Below are 17,707 nucleotides of genomic sequence, written 5' to 3'. Positions count from 1 at the left end.
TCTCAGGGCAGTCGCCACCTGACTTCGCCGTCCTGCCACTCGTCGGTGGCCACCAGCCCGGCCGCTGCCGCGACCGCCGCCGAGGCCAGGTGCTCCGGATGGACGTGAGCGATCACCGTGCCCACCGACTGCTCCCCGAGCCAGCCGACCAGCGCCCGGGCCGACTCGACGGCGAGGCCACGCCCCTGCCAGGGTGTCCCGAGCACCCAGGCGATCTCCGCGGCGCTCCCCCGCTCCCCGGCCACGACGGTCGCCTGGACCGTACCGACCAGACAGCCCTGATCCTCCAGCCGGAGCACCCAGTTGAGCCAGCCGACCGCCGGATCGGGCGATCCCGCCGTCATCCGCCGGTAGCGCGCCCGCAGGTCCTCGGTGCCGAGCGGCTCACCGCCGATGAAGCTGTGCAGGCCCGGGTCGGACAGCACCTCGGCCATCTCCTCGGCGTGCTCCACTTGGAGCGGAAGCAGCGTCAGCCTGCTGGTCCGGACGGGCTCGGCGGTGATCACACGTTCTCCTGTTCGGCGGGTGCCAGCAGCCTACGCCGCTCCCGGAGCCACACCGCCGGCCTGCTGTCCGGATCAGGACTCCGGGGCTGAACTGCCTTGTTCGATCTGCTGGATGAGGCGCTTGAGCTGGGTGACCTCATCCTGGAGGGCACGGCCGCCGGCCGGGGTGAGGGAGAGCCAGGTGCGGGCGCGCTTGCCTTCGTAGCCCTTCTCCACCTGGACCAGCCCGGCCTTCTCCAGAACGGCCAGGTGCTGGCTGAGGTTTCCGGCGGTCAGGCCTAGGGCCGTGCGCAGGAAGCCGAACTCGACCCGGCGCGCCTGGTGGGCGACGGTGAGGATGCCGAGGCGGACGCGCTGGTGGACCACGTCGTCCAGTCCGTTGACGGGGTGCTGCTCGGGTTCGGTGGTCATGAGACGTCGCGCCGGTCGCGCAGCTCGGCCAGGCGGAAGCCGAGGGCGCCGAGCAGCAGGAGCACCCCGTCGAACCAGAGCGTGCCGGCCGGGAATCCCGCCCACCCGATGCCGAGCGGCACCAGCTCGATGGCCAGGTACACCACGGTGAGCAGCAGCAGCGCGCGGCTGCGTTCCACCCAGCACAGCACCAGCAGCGGCAGTCCCACTGCCGTGGCGTTCCCGGCGAGCCGTTCGAGGAACCTCGTCACCCCGGAGGCCGGATCGAGGTGTACGCCCCAGAAGTCGACCGGGGCGCCGGGCCCGGGAATCCCATGCCGGAAGCTCCAGAACCCGGTGGCGGCCACCAGCCCGACCAGGGCGATCCCGGTCAGGACGTACGGCCGGACCGGAGTGCCGACGCCGCGATTGCGGGAGCGGCGGAGGTAGAAGAACGCCGTCGCCGCGTAGGCGAGGGCGAGTCCGAGCAGCCAGTAGACCGGCGAGCCCTGCCTGCCCACGGTGCAGCCGCCGGTCGCGGCGTCACCCGCCGGGCAGGGAACGGTCACGACCTTGAAGGTGAGGCGGCTGACCAGGATTCCGCCGAGCGTGAGCACGCCCAGCATTAGGAGGGGGAACCAGGTACCGCGCTGCGCGGCACGGACCCTGCGGGTCAGATCGCCGAGGCCGGCGAGGACTTCGTGAGGGGTGCCCTGCGACGGCACCGATGCGTCTGTCATGCAGTCAGCTTTGCATCACAAACTAGTTGTGGCAAGCAACTCACGCGAGAACGCTCCCCCGATCGGGGGAGGTCGCCGGTGAACAGCCCGGCCATACTTGCGATCATGATCAAGGGAATCCGGCCGCTGCTGCGCGGCTCCACGTATTCGGGTGCGCTGTTCGCCTACTGCGGCGCGCTGGCGAGCCTGCCGCTGCTGCCCTTCGCCATGCTGCCGGCGCTGGCCTGGCCGACCGCTCCGTACGGCGTGCAGGCCGCACTGTGCCTGCTGCTCTGGGCGGCACTGATCGGTGTGCTCGGTCTGCCCCGCACCACCCGGCGGGCGTTGGTCGCCTCGGCCCGTCGACTGCTCGGGGTGCCGTTGCCTCAGGCCCCCACCGGGCCGTCCGGCGCCGATCGTTGGCGGACGCCGCTCTGGCTGGTGCTGCACGTGGCACTGGGGTGGACGGGGGCGCTGGTGAGCGGCGTGCTGCTGCTTGCGGGCCTGACCGTTCCGGCGGGCTGGACCGGCACCGAGGCGCGGGTGACCATGTTCGGCTGGTCGGCCTCGGTGACGGACGGCTGGAGCTGGGTGGTGGCGCTCGGCTGCGTACTGCTGGCGCTGGTGGTCTGTGTGCTGGTGACGAACGCTCTGCGGTGGCTGGCGCCAAGGCTGTTGGGCCCGTCCTCGGCCGAGCGGCTCGCGCTGGCGGCGGAGCGGGAGCTGCAGCTGGCCGAACGCAACCGGCTGGCCCACGAGTTGCACGACTCGATCGGACACACGCTGACGGCGGCCACCATCCAGGCCGCGGTGGCGGGCGAGGTGCTCTCCGCCGACCCGGTGGCAGCACGGGCCGCCCTGCGCAGCATCGAGGAGTCGACCCGGGCCGCGTTGGAGGACCTGGACTACGTGCTGGGCGTGCTGCGCGAGGAGGAGGCGGGGACGGCGCCGACCCGGACCCTGGCCGACCTGCCGGAGCTGCTGGACCGGTTGCGGCACGCGGGCGCGGTGGTGGAGCCCGAGCTGTCGGGCGAGTTGGCGCAGGTGCAGGGGACGCTCTCGCGGGCGGCGTACCGGATCCTCCAGGAGGGTCTGACGAACGCGTTGCGGCACGGGGCGGGCGGTCCGATCGAGGTCCGGGTGGCGGCCGCGTCGGACCGGCTTGAGCTCACCGTGGTCAACCGGACCGGCGCGGGGGCGGGCCCGGGGGCGTTCCCGACCTCCGGGCACGGCCTGCCCGGGCTGGCCGAACGGGTACGGCTGCTGAACGGTGAGCTGACGGCGGGTCCGGACGGGCCGCAGCTCTGGCGACTGGCGGTCCGGCTCCCGGTACGGCTGCCCGCATGACCGGCTCCGACCCGACCGGCGCCCCCGTCACGCTCCTGATCGCGGACGACGACGCGGTGACCCGCAGCGGTCTGCGCACGCTGCTCGCGGCCCAGCCGGGGATCACGGTGGTCGGCGAGGCCGCCGACGGTGTCGAGGCGGTCGAACAGGCCCGGCTGCTGCGGCCGGAGGTGGTCCTGATGGACGTACGGATGCCGCGGCGCAACGGGATCGACGCCACCCGGGACCTGCTGGCCGAGCCGGGCGAACCGCCGAAGGTCGTGATGATCACCACCTTCGAGAACGACGGCTACGTCACCGCCGCGCTCAGCGCGGGGGCCAGCGGGTTCGTGCTCAAGCGGCTGCCGGTCCGGCAGATCGCGGAGGCCGTGCGGGTGGCGGCGGCGGGCGAGGCGATCCTGTTCCCGGCGGCGCTGCGCCGGATGGTCTCCGCCCGGCCCCTGGGTTCCGCCGAGGCCCTGCCGAGAGCGGCGCTGACGGGGCGTGAGGAGGAGGTGCTGCGGCTGATGGCCACCGGCCTGTCCAACCCGGAGATCGCGGAGTCGCTCACCGTGAGCCAGGAGACGGTCAAGACGCACGTCGGGAACGTACTGACCAAGCTCGGCGCGCAGAACCGGACCCATGCGGTGGTGATCGCGTACGAGTCCGGTCTGGTGGTGCCGGGGATCGTCGGCTGACGTGCCCCCGTGGGTGGGTACTCTGGCCGTCCATGAGTGATCTTCACGCCCTGCCGTCCACCGGTCTCACCCTGACCGCCGGTCAGGCCGCCTGTACCGCCCTGGACGTCGCCGCCAACATCGCCACGGCCCACTTCTCCCCACCGCCCGGGCCCGCGCCGACGTGCCGGTCCTGACCGCCCCCTCCCTCACCGCCCTTGCTCTCCCCCGCAGGGCCGCCACTCTCGGCTGACGGGTGGTCAGGCGCACTCGTAGGTGAAGGAGACGCCCGCCGTGTGGGAGTCCGGGGAGAGCACCTCCAGGGTGGCGGTGGCGTCCATCGAGCCCTGGCCGTGGAAGGACCAGCGGAGCACCAACTCGGTCGTGCGGTGGCCTCGGGTGATGTGCTGGGCGAGTTCGCCGGAGTCCGTTCCGTCGCTGCGGCGCCAGCGGTAGCGGAGGTCGCCGCCACCGCCGTCGGTGGCCAGGGTGGCCCGGATCACCTGGGTGCCCTCGCAGCCGAGTGCCGCCGGGTCGGTCTCCATCGCCACCGACTCGACCACCATGGGCCGGCCGTACTGCTGCCAGGCCCAGTAGCCGAGGGCAGCCAGCAGGGCGAGCAGCAGCGGGAGGATCAGCCACCGCTTCCACCGCCGCTTGCGCGGCGGCTCGGCGGTGCCGTGCCAGACGGCGGCGGCCTGCGGCGGGACGCCGGGGCGGCCAGACCTCCGGGTCGAGGAAGGTCGCGCTCTCGAAGCCGGTCGCCTCGGCCGGCACCCTCAGGTGCACCGTGCTCCCGGCCGGCGGCGGGCCGAGCCGGACGGTGCCGGAGGACTCGTCCTGGTTCAGCCGGACCGTCAACTCCTCGTTCAGCGCGACGGTCTGGGCCGCCGCCTCCGCCGGTTCGATCCGCAGCTGGACGGTCGCGTTCGGCCCGGCCACCGGACCGCCGAGCCGGACGGTCTGCTCAGGAGCAGGAGCGGGGGCGGGAACGGCAGCAGGCTCGGGTGCGGCGGGCTTCGTCCGCCGCACCGGGCCGAGCGCCACCACGGGTACAGGTACGGGTACGGGCTCCGCGTCCTCCGCCTTCCCGAGGCGCACGGTACGGTCCGGTTCGGACGCCGGTGGAGTGGTCATAGCTGTCCTGCTCTCAGCGGGGCGGGTTGCAAGTGGCGGTGTCCAGGGTGAAGGCCGAGCCCTGTCCCCTGCCGGCGGCCGGCGAACTGGTCAGCCCGACCCTCAGCGACCAGGCGTTGCCGAAGGGCATCGAGTCGCTGAACTTGACGCTCCGTTGCCCCTGGGGCAGCGCGACCGTGTGGGTGACCGGCAGCCTGGACGCGCTGCTGGTCCAGGTCAGCGTCAAGGTCCCGGCGGCGGCCCCGTCGGTGCTGACCGTGCCAGAGACCGTCATGTACGAAGGCGTGCAGCTCGCCGAGCCCGCGATGGCCAGCACCCGCAGCGGCGGTGCGGGCGGCGTCACGGTCGGCGTGGGCGGGGGCGTGCTGACGGTCGGCGTCGGGGTCGGGCTCGCGGACATGGTGGCGGACGGAGTCGGCGTCGGGGCCTTCGTGCTCAGGCTCGGCAACGGCGGTGCCGCCACGGTCGCCGAGGCGGATGCGCTCGGCGACTCGGACGGCGAAGCCGAGGCCACGGGGGAAGCGCTCGGCGACTCGGAACCCGAAGGCGAAGGTCCGGCCGCCGCCCCGAGCGTCGTGGTCGCCTTCGGCGCAGCCACCGTCGTGCTCCCGCCCGAGCCGGGCGCTCCCGCCACCGCGACCCCGGCCAGTACTCCGGCCACCAGCACCACCCCGACGCCCGCGCTCACCAGCTTGGCCGGCCGCCCGAGCCGCCCCCGCCCGGCGGCCCCCCGACCCACCGTCGTGGTGGCGAACGAGGTACTGCCCACCGACGGCGCGCCGCCGTACGGCAGCAGCCCGGGCAGCAGGGCGACCAGGGCGGCGAGCCGGTGCCGCCCCCTGGTCTCCCAGTCCGGTCCGTACGCGGCGCCCGCCACCGCCTCCAACTGCTCGATCAGCAGGGCGGCGCCGTCCGGCCGTTGCTCCGGCGTCTTGGCCAGGCCGGCCAGGATCAGCGGACGCAGCGCCTCGGGCGCCTGCTCGGCCGGGATCTCCGCCTCGGTGTGCTGGACGGCCAACTCGATCAGCGTGGTACCGGAGTAGGGCTTGGCCCCGGTCAGGCACTCGAAGAAGGTGGCGGTCGCGGCATAGACGTCGGTGGTGGGTGCGGCGGGCCGGCCGGCCCACTGTTCGGGGGCCATGTAGGCGGGAGTACCGGCGATCGCGCCGGTGGCGCCGACCCGGACCGCGATGCCGAAGTCCACCAGCTTTGACGAGCCGTCAGTGGCGACCAGCACGTTGCCCGGCTTGTAGTCACGGTGCACCACCCCGGCCCGGTGGGCGGCGACCAGGCCGAGCAGCGAGCCCTTGAGCACGGTGAGGGCGGCCTCCGGCCCGGTGGCCCCCTCGGCCCTGAGCAGGTCGCGCAGCGAGATGCCGTCGATCAGCTCCATCACGATCGCGGCCCCGTACGGGCTCTCCACGTACTCGTAGAGCCGGGTGACGTACGGGGAGTGCAGGGCTGCGAGCAGCTCGGCCTCGGCGCGGAAGCCCTCGTGGTCGGCGGCGGCTCCGGAGAGGTACTTGACCGCGACCGGCGTACCGGTGGCCCGGTGCTGGGCCAGCACCACCCGCCCCGCCGCGCCGGCACCGAGTTCGCGCCCGTGCTCGTAGTCCGGCAGCTCCCACCGCTGGTCCTGCGGTCCGGCCTTGGCTGTCGCGTCGTCCATCTGTTGCACCCCCGAGAGGTCGGTCCACACCGCATGTGGCCACCGAGAGTGACGCGGCTGACGGCCGACAGGTTCCGGCCCGCGGGCGATGATAGGTCACAACTTCACTGCTCCGTGTACTCCTTACCGGATCGACCGGCCTCTCGCACAGACGCACGAGGGATGGTTCGTGGTCACTGTCCGTCGCCCGCGCGGCCAGCCGGCCGTCCCTAATTCCGTTGCCCCGCGATCCCGTCGCGGACGATCATCCCGGGCATGGATCTTCCCCTGCAGGTGATCGAGCTGGACGAGCTGACGCTGCGCCGCTTCGACGGCGAGGCCGACCTCCCGGAGCTGCTCCGGGTGGTCGACGAGTCGCTGGAGCACCTGCGGCCCTGGATGGGCTGGGTGGCCGAGCACAGTCCGGCCAAGACCGCCGACTTCCTCGGCCGCCGCGCGGAGTGCTGGGCCGACGGGTCGGAGTACACCTACGCGATCGTGCTGGACGGAGCGATGGTCGGTATCTGCGCCCTTTTCCGCCACGATGGCACCCCGGCCGGCGGCCGCGAGATCGGTTACTGGCTGCACCCCGCCGCCACCGGCCGCGGTCTGGCCACCCGGACTGCCCGGGCGGTGACCGAACAGGCTTTCCGCCTTCCCGAGGTGGAATTCGTCGAGATCGTGCACGACCCGGCCAACGTCGCCAGTGGCGCGATACCGGCTAGGCTCGGCTACACCGAGCACCTGCGGCGCCCGGCCGAACGCCTCGCCCCGGCCGAGACCGGCGAGGATCTGGTCTGGCGGCTGACCCGTCGTCAGTATGCGACTCCGGCCGGGGCACACTGAGTCGGCCTCCGCAGCAGAAGGGCATCCGCCGAGCGGGTGCCCTTCTTTGTTTGCCAATTGCACATAATCGCCCCGTTGCCCTTTTCTTCATCTGCCGACTGACCATCAGGGCAGAATTTCGCCGATTTCCGGGCCACCGGGCCGAGTTGTCGCCCGGAAAGGGTTGACGCCGAAAGTTGGTCTAGTCCAATGTGAGGGAAGCGGTTCGTGCGGCGCCCACTCCCCACGGCCGGATTCCAACGCCCTTTCCCCTGACGGGAATCCGGGCCACGTCGACCACCCCACCTGGAGTGCATGCATGCCGACGCCCGACCGGTATCTCCACCGCGCCGCAACCGACCGACCGTACTTCAGTGCAGACGGCGAGACGTATCTGGCGCAGACGGCGCTGCGGGAGATCCGGAAGACCCGGCCGCTGCGCGTCCTCTCCGAGGAGGACTACACCTTCTGGCAGACCTACGGCTACGTGATCGTCAAGCAGGCCGTCCCCGCCGAGAGCGCCAGGCAACTGCTGGACTTCGCCTGGGAGTTCCAGGACATGGACCCGGACCGACCCGACACCTGGTACCCGGAGCGGCCCTACCGGGACGAGCTCGACCGGCACCTGCACGTCTACGGCTTCGTCGAGGCATACCAGCACCGTCTCCAGTGGGCCATGCGGCAGAGCCCGCGGATCTACGACGCCTTCGTCGACGTCTGGGACAGCGAGGAGCTCTGGGTCACCCTGGACCGGCTCAACCTCAACCCGCCCAACACCGGCAGCCGTTCGCGTTCGCTGATCGAGGCCACCGAGAGCGGCTTCGACATCGAACTGCACTGGGACGTCGACACCACCCAGGGCATCCTCCCGCAGCGGGTGCAGGGGATCATCGCCCTCAACGACACCCGGGCCGAGCTCGGCGGTTTCCAGTGCAACCCGGAGCTGTTCCGGCAGTTCAACCAGTGGCAGGCCGCCCAGCCCGCCGACCGCGACCCGATCCGGCCCGCCGTGGACCGCGCCGAGCTCCCGGTGGTGCGACCCGAACTACAGGCCGGTGACCTGCTGATCTGGAACGGTCTGCTGGCCCACGGGGTCGCCGCCAACACCTCCACCGAGGGCGTCCGGGCGGTCCAGTACCTCTCGATGATGCCCGCCCTGGAGGAGCACGAGGAGCTGCGCAGCTCCCGGATCAACTCCTGGCGCACCCTCAGCACCCCCGAGTGGAACTGGACCCTGGTCGGCGACGCCGTCCGGCCCGAGTCGGAGCGCTACGGCAGCCCCGAACTCGACGAGCTCGGCGAGAAGTTGCTCGGCCTCAGGTCCTGGCGCGGACTGGACGCCAAGAGCGGACAGGACGCCGAGAAGTGATCCCGAGCGCCGGACTGCGGACCGCGCTGGCCGCCGCCACCGGGGACCGGATCGTCTACGACCTGGCCGGGATCGGCGAGCGCTACGCCGCGCTGGTCGAGGAGTTGCCCGGGGTCGCGGTCAGGTTCGCCCTGAAAGCCTGCCCCGTGGACGAAGTGCTGTCCCAACTGGCCGGGCAGGGCGCCGGGTTCGATGCGGCCAGCCCCAACGAGATCACCCAGGCGCTGCGCACCGGTGTGCCGGCCGACCGGGTGCACTACGGAAACACCGTCAAGTCCGACCGGGGCATCGCCGAGGCGTACCGGCTGGGGATCAGGGACTTCGCCACCGACAGCCTGGAGGACGTCGCGGCGATCGCCGCGCACGCCCCCGGCGCCCGGGTGTTCTGCCGGCTGGCCACCAGCGGGGACGGCGCGCTCTGGGGGCTGAGCCGGAAGTTCGGCTGCTCGGCGGCCGACGCGGTGCTGGTGCTGACGGCCGCCCGGGCGGCGGGGCTGACCCCGGCGGGCCTGTCGGTGCACGTCGGCTCGCAGCAGATGACCACCGAGGCCTGGCAGGACGCCTTCGAGCAGCTGGGCGAGGTGCTGGAGACGCTCGGCCGGCACGGCATCAGGCTCGACCACGTCAACCTCGGCGGCGGGCTGCCCGCGCTCGGCTACCAGGACCGGCACGGCAGGCCGCTGGACCCGCCGCTGGACAAGATGTTCGCGGTGATCCGGGAGGGCACCGAGCGGCTCAGGGAACTCGCGGGCGGCACCCTGGACTTCGTCATCGAGCCCGGCCGCCACCTGGTCGCCGACCAGGGCGCGATCCGGGCGCACGTGTACCGGCTGTCGTCCCGTCGGCAGCCGGGCGGCGAGCGGCAGCACTGGCTCTACCTGAGCTGCGGCAAGTTCAACGGCCTCTACGAGATGGACGAGTTGCAGTACCGGCTGGTCTTCCCGACCCACCCGGACGCGGAGTACGTCCCGGCCGTGGTGGCGGGCCCGACCTGCGACAGCGACGACGCCTACGACTCCGAGCACGCCCGGGTACCCGTGCCCCGGGCGGTGGCCTCCGGCGACCCGGTCTGGATCCTCTCCAGCGGTGCGTACGCCACCAGTTACCTGACCCAGGGCTTCAACGGCTTCGACCCGCTGCCCTGCACCATGGTCAGCTGACCACCCGTCAGCGCCCGAGCAGCTCCGCCAGGTCGTAGCCCACCGGCTCCTCAAGCTGCTCGTACGTGCAGGACGCCGGTTCCCGGTCCGGGCGCCAGCGCTTGAACTGGGTGGTGTGCCGGAACCGGGTGCCCTCCATGTGGTCGTAGCCGACCTCGCAGACCCGCTCCGGCCGCAGCGGTACCCAGCTCAGGTCCTTGCCCCCGGTCCACCGGCTCTGCCCGCCGGGCAGCCGGCCGGACGCCTGGGCCTCCTCGTCCTGCCAGGCCATCCACGGGTGCTCGGCCCCCTCCGGAAGCCGCAACTCCGCCAGCTCCTCTACCAGTTCGGCCCGCCGGGCCATGGTGAACGAGGCGCAGACGCCGACGTGCTGGAGCCGCCCGGCACCGTCGTACAGGCCGAGCAGCAGCGAGCCGACCACCGGTCCGCTCTTGTGCTCGCGGTAGCCGGCCAGCACGCAGTCGGCGGTCCTGGTGTGCTTGATCTTGTACATCGCCCGGGCGCCCGGCTGGTACGGCTGGTCGAGCTGCTTGGCCACCAGCCCGTCCAGACCCGCGCCCTCGAACTGGCCGAACCAACGCTCGGCCACCGCCAGGTCGGTGGTCGCCGGAGCCAGGTGGACCGGCGGCCGGGCCTCGGCCAGCGCGGCCGCCAGCGCCTCCCGACGCTCACTCAGCGGCCGCTCCAGGTAGGAGTCCGCGCCCAGCGCGAGCAGGTCGAAGGCGACGAACGAGGCGGGGGTGCGCTCGGCCAGCGTGCGGACCCGGGAGGCGGCGGGGTGGATCCGCTCCAACAGCTCCTCGAAGTGCAACCGCCCGTCGTGGGCGATCACGATCTCGCCGTCGATCACGCACCGCTCCGGCAGCTCGGCCCGCACCGCCTCGACCACCTCGGGGAAGTACCGGGTCAGCGGCTTGCCGGTACGGCTGCCGATCTCGACCTCGTCGCCGTCCCGGAACACGATCGCCCGGAAGCCGTCCCACTTCGCCTCGTAGTGCAGGCCGGGCGGGATCTTCGTCACCGCCTTGGCCAGCATCGGCGAGACGGGCGGCAGCACGGGGAGGTCCATACCCCGATGGTGGCGGTCCGTCAGCCAGCGCGCGCGGCCGGAGCTCACCCGGCCTAGCGTGGTGCGCATGGCGAGTACGGCGATCGAGTTGGACGTGGACGGCCGGGCGGTGCGGCTGTCCAGCCCGGACAAGGTGTACTTCCCCGAGCACGGGTACACCAAGCGGGATGTGGCGGAGTACTACCTGGCGGTGGCCCCCGGCGCGCTGCGCGGGCTGCGCGACCGGCCGACCACGCTGCAGCGCTTCCCGGACGGGGTCGAGGGCGAGTTCTTCTACCAGAAGCGCGCCCCGAAGAGCCTGCCGGACTGGCTGCTGACCGCCCGGATCGCCTTCCCCAGCGGCCGCAGCGCCGACGAGATCTGCCCGACCGAGGCGGCCGCCGTGCTCTGGGCGGTCAACCTGGGCTGCCTGACCTTCCACCCCTGGCCGGTCCGCCGCGCGGACACCGAGCACCCGGACGAGCTGCGGATCGACCTCGACCCGCAGCCGGGCACCGACTTCCACGACGCCGTCCGGGCCGCGCACGAGCTGCGCGCCGTCCTCGAGGAGCACGGCCTGCGCGGCTGGCCGAAGACCTCCGGCGGGCGCGGCCTGCACGTGTACGTGCCGATCGTGCCGGAGTGGACCTTCGCCGACTGCCGGCACGCGGTGATCGCGCTCGGCCGGGAGCTGGAGCGCCGGATGCCGGGCAAGGTGACCACCAACTGGTGGAAGGAGGAGCGCGGCGAGCGGATCTTCGTGGACTACAACCAGATGGCCAGGGACCGGACCATCGCCTCGCCCTACTCCGTCCGGCCGCGCCCGGAGGCGACCGTCTCGGCGCCGCTGCGCTGGGAGGAGCTGGACGAGGTCGCTCCGCTCGACTTCACCATCCGCACCATGCCCGCCCGCTACGCGGAGCTGGGCGACCTGCACGCGGACCTGCCCGAGCACGCGTTCCGGCTCGACCCGCTGCTGGAGCTGGCGGAGCGTCAGGCCGCCGAGCACGGGGTCGGCGACCTGCCGTACCCGCCGGACCACCCCAAGGTCGAGGGCGAACCTCCCCGGGTGCAGCCGAGCAGGGCCCGCAAGCACTGACGAATAATCACCGCACCGCCGCTGACCGGCGGGGTACCGTCCTGCCATGACCATGATCTCTTCAGACCGGCCGGTGACGCCGGACGACCTCGACCTGGCCGTCCGGCTCGCCGTCGGCACCCTGCGCGAGGCGCCCGAGGCGGCCTGGGACCAGACCGCCGGTTCACTGGAGTGGACCTGCTGGGAGACTGCCGAGCACCTGGCGGACGACCTCTTCTCGTACGCCGCCCAGATCGGCCCGCGCACCCCGCCGCTGGAGCGCGAGGTGCCGTTCAGCTGGGAACGGAAGCGGCCGGGCGGGCCCGCCAACGCGATCTGGGCCGACCGGGCGGCCGGGCCCGCCGGGATGTGCCAGGTGCTGGAGGCGACCGGCGCGCTGCTGGTCGCGATGGCCCGCTGCACGCCGCCGCAGGTCCGCGCCCACCACGGCTTCGGCGTCTCCGACCCCGAGGGCTTCACCGCCATGGGCATCGTGGAGATCCTGGCCCACACCCACGACCTGGCCGAGGGCCTGGGCCTGTCCTGGACCCCGCCCGCCGACCTCTGCGCTCGCGTCCTGGCCCGGCTCTTCCCCGACTCCCCCACCGACACCGACCCCTGGCCCACCCTGCTCTGGTCCACCGGCCGCGGCGAGCTCCCGGGCCGGCCCCGCCTCACCAAGTGGCGCTGGAACGGCGTACCGCTCGCGGAGCGCTGACCGCCCGGAACGCACCAGCCTGCCTAGGATCATCAGATGATCGCCTACGCGCTCGCCGTCCTGTTCCTGGTGCTCTTCGGCCGGAACGTCCGCCGGGACCGCCGCCGGTTCAGCAACGCCGTGCTGCTCGGGCTCGCGGTGGCCTTCTTCGTGCTGGGTGTGCTCGGCGAGCTCGACCGGCTCCCGGTCGGGGTGCTGGACGCCGTCGAGGTGCTGACCCCGTTCGCCGCCGTACTGGCCGCGGTGGCGGTGGCCGTCTGCCTGCTCGCCAACGGCGTGGTGATGGCCCGTCAGGAGGGCAGCGGGCGGGCGGCCAACCTGCTGTCGCTCGGCGCCGGTCTGGCCGTGCTCGGGGTGCTCGCCCTGCTCTGGACGGCGGCCCGGGTCGACTCGCGGCCGCTGCACGTGGTGGCGGGCGCGGTCCTGCTGCCCGCTGGGTACCTGGCCTTCCTGCTGCTCTGCTTCCTCGGGTACTCCTGGCTGTACGGGCGGCTGCCGGTCCGCCGCGACGCCGACTTCGTGGTGGTGCTCGGCGCGGGGCTGGTGAACGGGACCGAGGTGCCCCCGCTGCTGGCCGCCCGGCTGGACCGGGCCTTCGACCTCTGCCTGGCGCAGGACGCCCGGGGCCGACCGCCGGTCCTGGTGGTCTCCGGCGGCAAGGGCTCCGACGAGCAGTGTTCCGAGGCCGCCGCGATGGCCCGGTACCTGACGGGGCGTGGGCTCCCGGCCGACCGGATCCGGCTGGAGGACCGGTCCCGCAACACCGTCGAGAACATCGGGTTCAGTGCGGCCGTGATGTCGGCCGAGCGGGAACACTACCGCTGCGTGGTGGTGACCAACGACTTCCACGTGCTGCGCACCGCGCTGATCACCCGCCGGGCCGGCGTCCCGGGCCAGGTGACCGGCGCGCCGACCGCCGGCTACTACTGGCCGAGCGCCGTGCTGCGGGAGTTCGCCGCCGTGCTGGTCTCGTACCCCGTCATCAATATCTGCGCGATCCTGCTGCTGGTGCTGCTCGGCGGCGCGGCCGGCTGGCGGGACTGACGCCTGGTCAGCGACCCGGGGCGGTGCGCCGGATCACCTCGACGGCGTACCCGATCTGGGCGTCCGTCAGGTCGCCGCGCGCGGTGAGCCGGAGCCGGGAGATGCCGTCGGGCACGGACGGCGGGCGGAAGCAGCCCACCGCGAGACCGGCGATCCGGCAGTCGGCGGCCCAGGCCACGGCGGCCTCCGGGCCGGGGGCGCGGACCGAGACCACGGCCGCGTCCGGGGTGCTGGCCTCCAGTCCGGCGGCGGTGAGCTGCGCCGACAGCAACCGGGCCACCTCGCGCGCCCGGTCGGCGCGCTGCGGTTCGGCCCGCAGCAGGCGCAGCGCGGCCAGCGCGGCTCCGGCGGCGGCGGGGGCCAGGCCGGTGTCGAAGATGAAGGTACGGGCGGTCTCGGTCAGGTGCCTGATCACCCGTCGGGGGCCGACCACCGCGCCGCCCTGCGAGCCGAGCGACTTGGAGAGGGTGACGGTGGCGACCGTGTCGGGCGCCCCGGCCAGACCGGCGGCGGCCAGCGCGCCGCTGCCGCCGGGGCCGAGCACCCCGAGGCCGTGCGCGTCGTCGATCAGCAGCGCGGCGCCGTGCGCGCGGGCGGCGGCGGAGAGTTCGCCGACCCGGGCGGCGTTGCCGTCCACCGAGAACACCGAGTCGCTGACCACCAGCGCCCGCCGGTGGGTCCGCGCGGCCAGCACCTCGGCGACGGCGGCCGGGTCGTCGTGCGGCGCCCGGTGCACCTCACTGCGGGAGAGGCGGCAGCCGTCGATCAGCGAGGCGTGGTTGTAGGCGTCCGAGACGATCAGTGTGTCGGGGTCGGTCAGCGCGGTGAGCGCGGCCAGGTTCGCGGCGTAGCCGGAGGAGAAGACCAGCGCGGCCTCGGCCCCGCAGAAGTCGGCCAGCTCCAGTTCGAGTTCGGTGTGCAGCGCGGTGGTGCCGGTCACCAGCCGGGAGCCGGTGGCGCCGCCGCCCCAGCGAAGCGCGGCGKCGGCGGCGGCCCGGGTGACGGCCGGGTGGCGGACCAGCCCGAGGTAGTCGTTGCCGGCCAGGTCGAGTACCGGGTCCTCGGCGGGGCGGCTGCGCAGCGTCCGGGTCAGCCCGGCGGCGGCGCGCAGGTCGGCGGCCTGGTCCAGCCAGTCGAAGACGGCGGCGGGAGCCAGCGGCTCGGCGGTGACGGGGGCGGCGGAGTTGACCATGGCCGCACTCTGTCACCCGTCCCGCCCGCCGGGCCACGGCCCGKTCTGCTCCCCGTTGCCCGGCGGACGGCTCCCACCTGCGGGTTCACCGCTTCCGGCGGTGTGCCGTGTGGCTCAGTTCACCCGGACCACGAGCTTGCCGAACCGGTGGCCGTGCTCGAGGTCGGTGTGCGCGGCCCTGATCTGGTCCATCGGGTAGACGTGGGTCGGGCCGGCGGTGATCTCGCCGGCGGCGATCCGGTCCAGGTAGCGCTGCAGCACCTCGGCCGGGAGGTCGCCGGCCTCGCCGCCGTAGGCGGACAGCCGGACGCCGGGCGGGAGGTAGCCGATCGGGTAGAAGTCGGGCACCGTCCACTGGTTGGAGAGCATCCCGGTGAAGCAGACCGTGCCGTGCACCCGGGCCGCCGCCAGCGTGTCGGGCAGGGTCGGGGTGCCGACCAGCTCGAGCGCCGCGTCCACCCCGGCCGGGAGGATCTCCCGGACCTGGGCGGCCACCTTGCCGTCGTCCACCAGCGGGTGGTCGACGCCGTGCTCGGCCAGTGCCCCGAGCCGGTCGGGGTTGCGGGTGGTGGAGAGCACGGTGGCGCCCAGGTCCTTGGCCAGGGTGGCGGCGACCAGGCCGAGCGCCGAGGTGCCGCCCCGGATCAGCAGCGACTGACCCGGCTTCAGGTCGAGCCCGACGGCGAGCGAGCCGTACGCGGTCTGCAGGGTCTCCGGGACGGCGCCGAGCACCTCCCAGGGCAGCTCGGAGGCGAACGGGATGACCTGCTCGCGCGGCACCACGGTGTACTCGGCGTAGCCGCCGTCGAAGGTCCGGCCCATGCCGCCCATCATGGTCACCACCTGCTGCCCGGGGCGCAGCACGCCGTCCGGGTCCAGGTCCACCGTCCCGGTCGCCTCGATGCCGGGCACCCGGGGGAAGGTCACCCCCTCGGCCAGCCCGAGCCGGGTGTGCAGCTCGGAGCGGTTCAGGCCGAACGCCTCCACCTTGATCCGCACCCAGCCGGGCGCGGGCTCCGGCTTCGGCAGCCGGACCACCCGCAGCTTCTCCACCGGGCCCGGTGCCTCCAGCACTACGGCCCGCATCGTGGTGTCCATCGTTCTCCTCCGTCGTCCTGGTCCCTGTCGGGGGACAACCCTCCGACCGCCGGAGCGTGTTCCTGGCAGGCCACGCCGAACGGGTGGTTCCCGGCGGTTCGGCGCACCGGTCCGTGACTTCGCGCCGCCCGGCCGCCGATGATCACGGTCGGGAGGCAGGGCCTCTCTTTCGGGTCACGTCGTGCCCCGGCGCCGACCGCCCGGCGTGACCCGAAAGAGAGGCCCTAGTGCGCGCGAGCGACCGCAGTACCGACGGCGAACACCTGGCGGAGCCGGACCTGCAGGAGAAGGGCCTGCGCTCCGGCGCGGTCGGCCTGGTGGCGAGCGTGGTGCTCAGCGTCTCCTCGGTGGCGCCGGTGTACGCGCTGACCGCGACCCTGGGGCCGACGGTGGGTCAGGTCGGTCTGCAGATGCCCGCGGTGTTCCTGGCCGGCTTCCTGCCGATGCTGCTGGTGGCGTTCGCCTACCGGGAGCTGAACCGGGTGATGCCGGACTGCGGCACCTCCTTCACCTGGACCGCGAAGGCGTTCGGCCCGCACGTCGGCTGGATGTGCGGCTGGGGTCTGGTGGTGGCCACCATCATCGTGCTCTCCAACCTGGCCGGGGTGGCGGTCTCGTTCTTCTACCTCTTCCTGGCCCGGGTCTTCGACCATCCCAGCCTGGCGGATCTGGCGGACAACAAGGGCCTCAACGTCCTGACCTGCGTGGTCTTCGTCGCCGCCGCCACCGCGATCGCCTACCGGGGGGTCGGGCTCACCAAGGAGGTCCAGTACGTCCTGGTGGGGCTCCAGTTGGTGGTGCTGACGCTGTTCGCGCTGTTCGCGTTCGTCAAGGCCGACCAGGGGCGCTCCGAGCTGGCCATCGAGTTCAGCTGGCAGTGGCTGGACCCGTTCGCGGTCGAGTCCTTCGCCGCCTTCACGGCAGGGCTCTCGCTCTCGCTCTTCATCTACTGGGGCTGGGACACCTCGCTGACCGTCAACGAGGAGACCAGCGGCAGCGCGAAGACTCCGGGCCGGGCGGCACTGCTCACCATGCTGGTGATCCTCACCAGCTACCTGGTGGTCGCGGTCGCGACCCAGCGCTTCGCCGGGGTCGGCAGCACCTCGTACGGTCTGGGCAATCCGGAGACCGAGGACAACGTCTTCGCGGCGCTGGCCGATCCGGTGCTCGGCAACCTGGCGATCCTGATCTTCATCGCCGTACTGGCCAGCTCCGCGTCCAGCCTGCAGACCACCTTTCTGCCGCCGGCCCGCACCATGCTGGCGATGGGCACCTACCGGGCCGTCCCGGCCAGGCTCGCCAACGTCCACCCGCGCTTCGCCAGCCCGTCCACCGCGACCCTGGTCTCCGGGGTGGGCACCACGGTCTTCTACTCCGTGATGACCCTGGTCAGCGACAGTGTGCTGGTGGACACCATCTTCGCGCTGGGCCTGATGATCTGCTTCTACTACGGCCTCACCTCCTACGCCTGCGTCTGGTACTTCCGACGTGAACTCACCCACTCGGTCCGGGACTTCCTCTTCAAGGGCCTCTTCCCGCTGACCGGTGCGGTGCTGCTCACCCTGATCTTCGCCAAGACCACCGTCGACACCTGGGACCCGGACTACGGCTCCGGCACCTCGCTGTTCGGCGTCGGCACCGTCTTCCTGATCGGCTTCGGCCTGCTGCTGCTCGGCGTGGTCCTGATGTTCCTGTGGCAGCACCGCGCCCCCGCGTACTTCCGGGGCGAGACCCTCCGCCACGACACCCCCTCCCTGATCGTCGAGGACTGA

General features: G+C 72.8%; 18 protein-coding genes. 10 read left to right on the top strand and 8 right to left on the bottom strand.

The annotated features are described in order from the left end of the window. Nucleotides 1-2: 2 nt before the first annotated feature. The 3 genes from ACXJMZ_RS21795 to ACXJMZ_RS21785 all read right to left on the bottom strand — a co-directional run bounded on the left by ACXJMZ_RS21795 (nt 3) and on the right by ACXJMZ_RS21785 (nt 1,636). Nucleotides 3-506, bottom strand: coding sequence for a GNAT family N-acetyltransferase (locus ACXJMZ_RS21795; protein WP_457031742.1), 504 nt, complete (start codon nt 504-506; stop codon nt 3-5). A 72-nt stretch (nt 507-578) separates the two neighbouring features. Continuing rightward, nucleotides 579-917: a winged helix-turn-helix domain-containing protein gene (locus ACXJMZ_RS21790; RefSeq protein ID WP_457031741.1), complete on the bottom strand. Its 339-nt coding sequence runs from the start codon at nt 915-917 to the stop codon at nt 579-581. Further along, nucleotides 914-1,636, bottom strand: a complete 723-nt coding sequence (locus ACXJMZ_RS21785) for a hypothetical protein (protein ID WP_457031740.1) — start codon at nt 1,634-1,636, stop codon at nt 914-916. The genes ACXJMZ_RS21790 and ACXJMZ_RS21785 overlap by 4 nt, the downstream gene beginning before the upstream one ends. 105 nt (nt 1,637-1,741) lie before the next feature. Here ACXJMZ_RS21785 and ACXJMZ_RS21780 point away from each other — a divergent pair, with 105 nt between their 5' ends. The 3 genes from ACXJMZ_RS21780 to ACXJMZ_RS21770 are packed head-to-tail and all read left to right on the top strand — an operon-like array spanning nt 1,742 to nt 3,815. Beyond that, nucleotides 1,742-2,962 (top strand): sensor histidine kinase, encoded by a 1,221-nt coding sequence (locus ACXJMZ_RS21780; RefSeq protein ID WP_457031739.1) that lies wholly within the window; start codon nt 1,742-1,744, stop codon nt 2,960-2,962. Then, the gene (locus tag ACXJMZ_RS21775; protein WP_457031738.1) at nt 2,959-3,639 is read left to right on the top strand and encodes a response regulator; all 681 of its coding nucleotides are present in this window, start codon (nt 2,959-2,961) and stop codon (nt 3,637-3,639) included. The genes ACXJMZ_RS21780 and ACXJMZ_RS21775 overlap by 4 nt, the downstream gene beginning before the upstream one ends. Nucleotides 3,640-3,671: 32 nt before the next feature. After that, nucleotides 3,672-3,815: a hypothetical protein gene (locus tag ACXJMZ_RS21770; protein ID WP_457031737.1), complete on the top strand. Its 144-nt coding sequence runs from the start codon at nt 3,672-3,674 to the stop codon at nt 3,813-3,815. A gap of 63 nt (nt 3,816-3,878) precedes the next feature. Here the strand turns inward: ACXJMZ_RS21770 and ACXJMZ_RS21765 are convergent, their stop codons facing one another. Next, complete coding sequence (locus tag ACXJMZ_RS21765; RefSeq protein WP_457031736.1) at nt 3,879-4,184, bottom strand: hypothetical protein; 306 nt, start codon at nt 4,182-4,184, stop codon at nt 3,879-3,881. 584 nt (nt 4,185-4,768) lie between these two features. Then, a complete protein-coding gene (locus ACXJMZ_RS21760) occupies nt 4,769-6,424 on the bottom strand; it encodes a protein kinase domain-containing protein (protein WP_457031735.1) in 1,656 nt (551 codons plus the stop codon). 255 nt (nt 6,425-6,679) lie between these two features. On the opposite strand from ACXJMZ_RS21760, the gene ACXJMZ_RS21755 reads away from it, so the two are divergent. From ACXJMZ_RS21755 to ACXJMZ_RS21745, 3 genes are all read left to right on the top strand, one after another. Continuing rightward, a complete protein-coding gene (locus ACXJMZ_RS21755) occupies nt 6,680-7,249 on the top strand; it encodes a GNAT family N-acetyltransferase (protein WP_457031734.1) in 570 nt (189 codons plus the stop codon). Nucleotides 7,250-7,547: 298 nt separating this feature from the next. Next, complete coding sequence (locus ACXJMZ_RS21750; protein WP_457031733.1) at nt 7,548-8,597, top strand: phytanoyl-CoA dioxygenase family protein; 1,050 nt, start codon at nt 7,548-7,550, stop codon at nt 8,595-8,597. Next, nucleotides 8,594-9,757, top strand: coding sequence for a type III PLP-dependent enzyme (locus ACXJMZ_RS21745; RefSeq protein WP_457031732.1), 1,164 nt, complete (start codon nt 8,594-8,596; stop codon nt 9,755-9,757). Before ACXJMZ_RS21750 ends, ACXJMZ_RS21745 begins: the two co-directional genes overlap by 4 nt. A 7-nt stretch (nt 9,758-9,764) precedes the next feature. Here the strand turns inward: ACXJMZ_RS21745 and ACXJMZ_RS21740 are convergent, their stop codons facing one another. Then, the gene (locus ACXJMZ_RS21740; protein WP_457031731.1) at nt 9,765-10,826 is read right to left on the bottom strand and encodes an ATP-dependent DNA ligase; all 1,062 of its coding nucleotides are present in this window, start codon (nt 10,824-10,826) and stop codon (nt 9,765-9,767) included. 82 nt (nt 10,827-10,908) lie between these two features. On the opposite strand from ACXJMZ_RS21740, the gene ligD reads away from it, so the two are divergent. From ligD to ACXJMZ_RS21725, 3 genes are read left to right on the top strand one after another with little or no spacing between them, the layout of a single operon-like run. Next, complete coding sequence (ligD, locus tag ACXJMZ_RS21735; protein WP_457031797.1) at nt 10,909-11,904, top strand: non-homologous end-joining DNA ligase; 996 nt, start codon at nt 10,909-10,911, stop codon at nt 11,902-11,904. 46 nt (nt 11,905-11,950) lie between these two features. Next, on the top strand, nt 11,951-12,601 hold the full coding sequence (locus tag ACXJMZ_RS21730) for a hypothetical protein (protein WP_457031730.1): 651 nt from the start codon (nt 11,951-11,953) through the stop codon (nt 12,599-12,601). 36 nt (nt 12,602-12,637) lie between these two features. Then, nucleotides 12,638-13,645 carry a YdcF family protein gene (locus ACXJMZ_RS21725; RefSeq protein WP_457031729.1) on the top strand — a complete coding sequence of 336 codons (1,008 nt, stop codon included), beginning with the start codon at nt 12,638-12,640 and terminating at the stop codon, nt 13,643-13,645. Between the two features lie 7 nt (nt 13,646-13,652). Here the strand turns inward: ACXJMZ_RS21725 and ACXJMZ_RS21720 are convergent, their stop codons facing one another. Together ACXJMZ_RS21720 and ACXJMZ_RS21715 are read right to left on the bottom strand one after the other, a co-directional pair. Then, a complete protein-coding gene (locus ACXJMZ_RS21720; RefSeq protein WP_457031728.1) occupies nt 13,653-14,837 on the bottom strand; it encodes an 8-amino-7-oxononanoate synthase in 1,185 nt (394 codons plus the stop codon). A gap of 114 nt (nt 14,838-14,951) precedes the next feature. Next, entirely contained in the window at nt 14,952-15,935 is a 984-nt protein-coding gene (locus ACXJMZ_RS21715) for a zinc-binding alcohol dehydrogenase family protein (RefSeq protein WP_457031727.1), read from the bottom strand. A gap of 227 nt (nt 15,936-16,162) precedes the next feature. Here ACXJMZ_RS21715 and ACXJMZ_RS21710 point away from each other — a divergent pair, with 227 nt between their 5' ends. Then, entirely contained in the window at nt 16,163-17,707 is a 1,545-nt protein-coding gene (locus ACXJMZ_RS21710; protein WP_457031726.1) for an APC family permease, read from the top strand.

It is taken from the genome of Kitasatospora sp. P5_F3 (assembly GCF_054049135.1).
The sequence above is the reverse complement of the archived record's forward strand: the minus strand, read 5'-3'. Positions and strand labels throughout refer to the sequence as shown.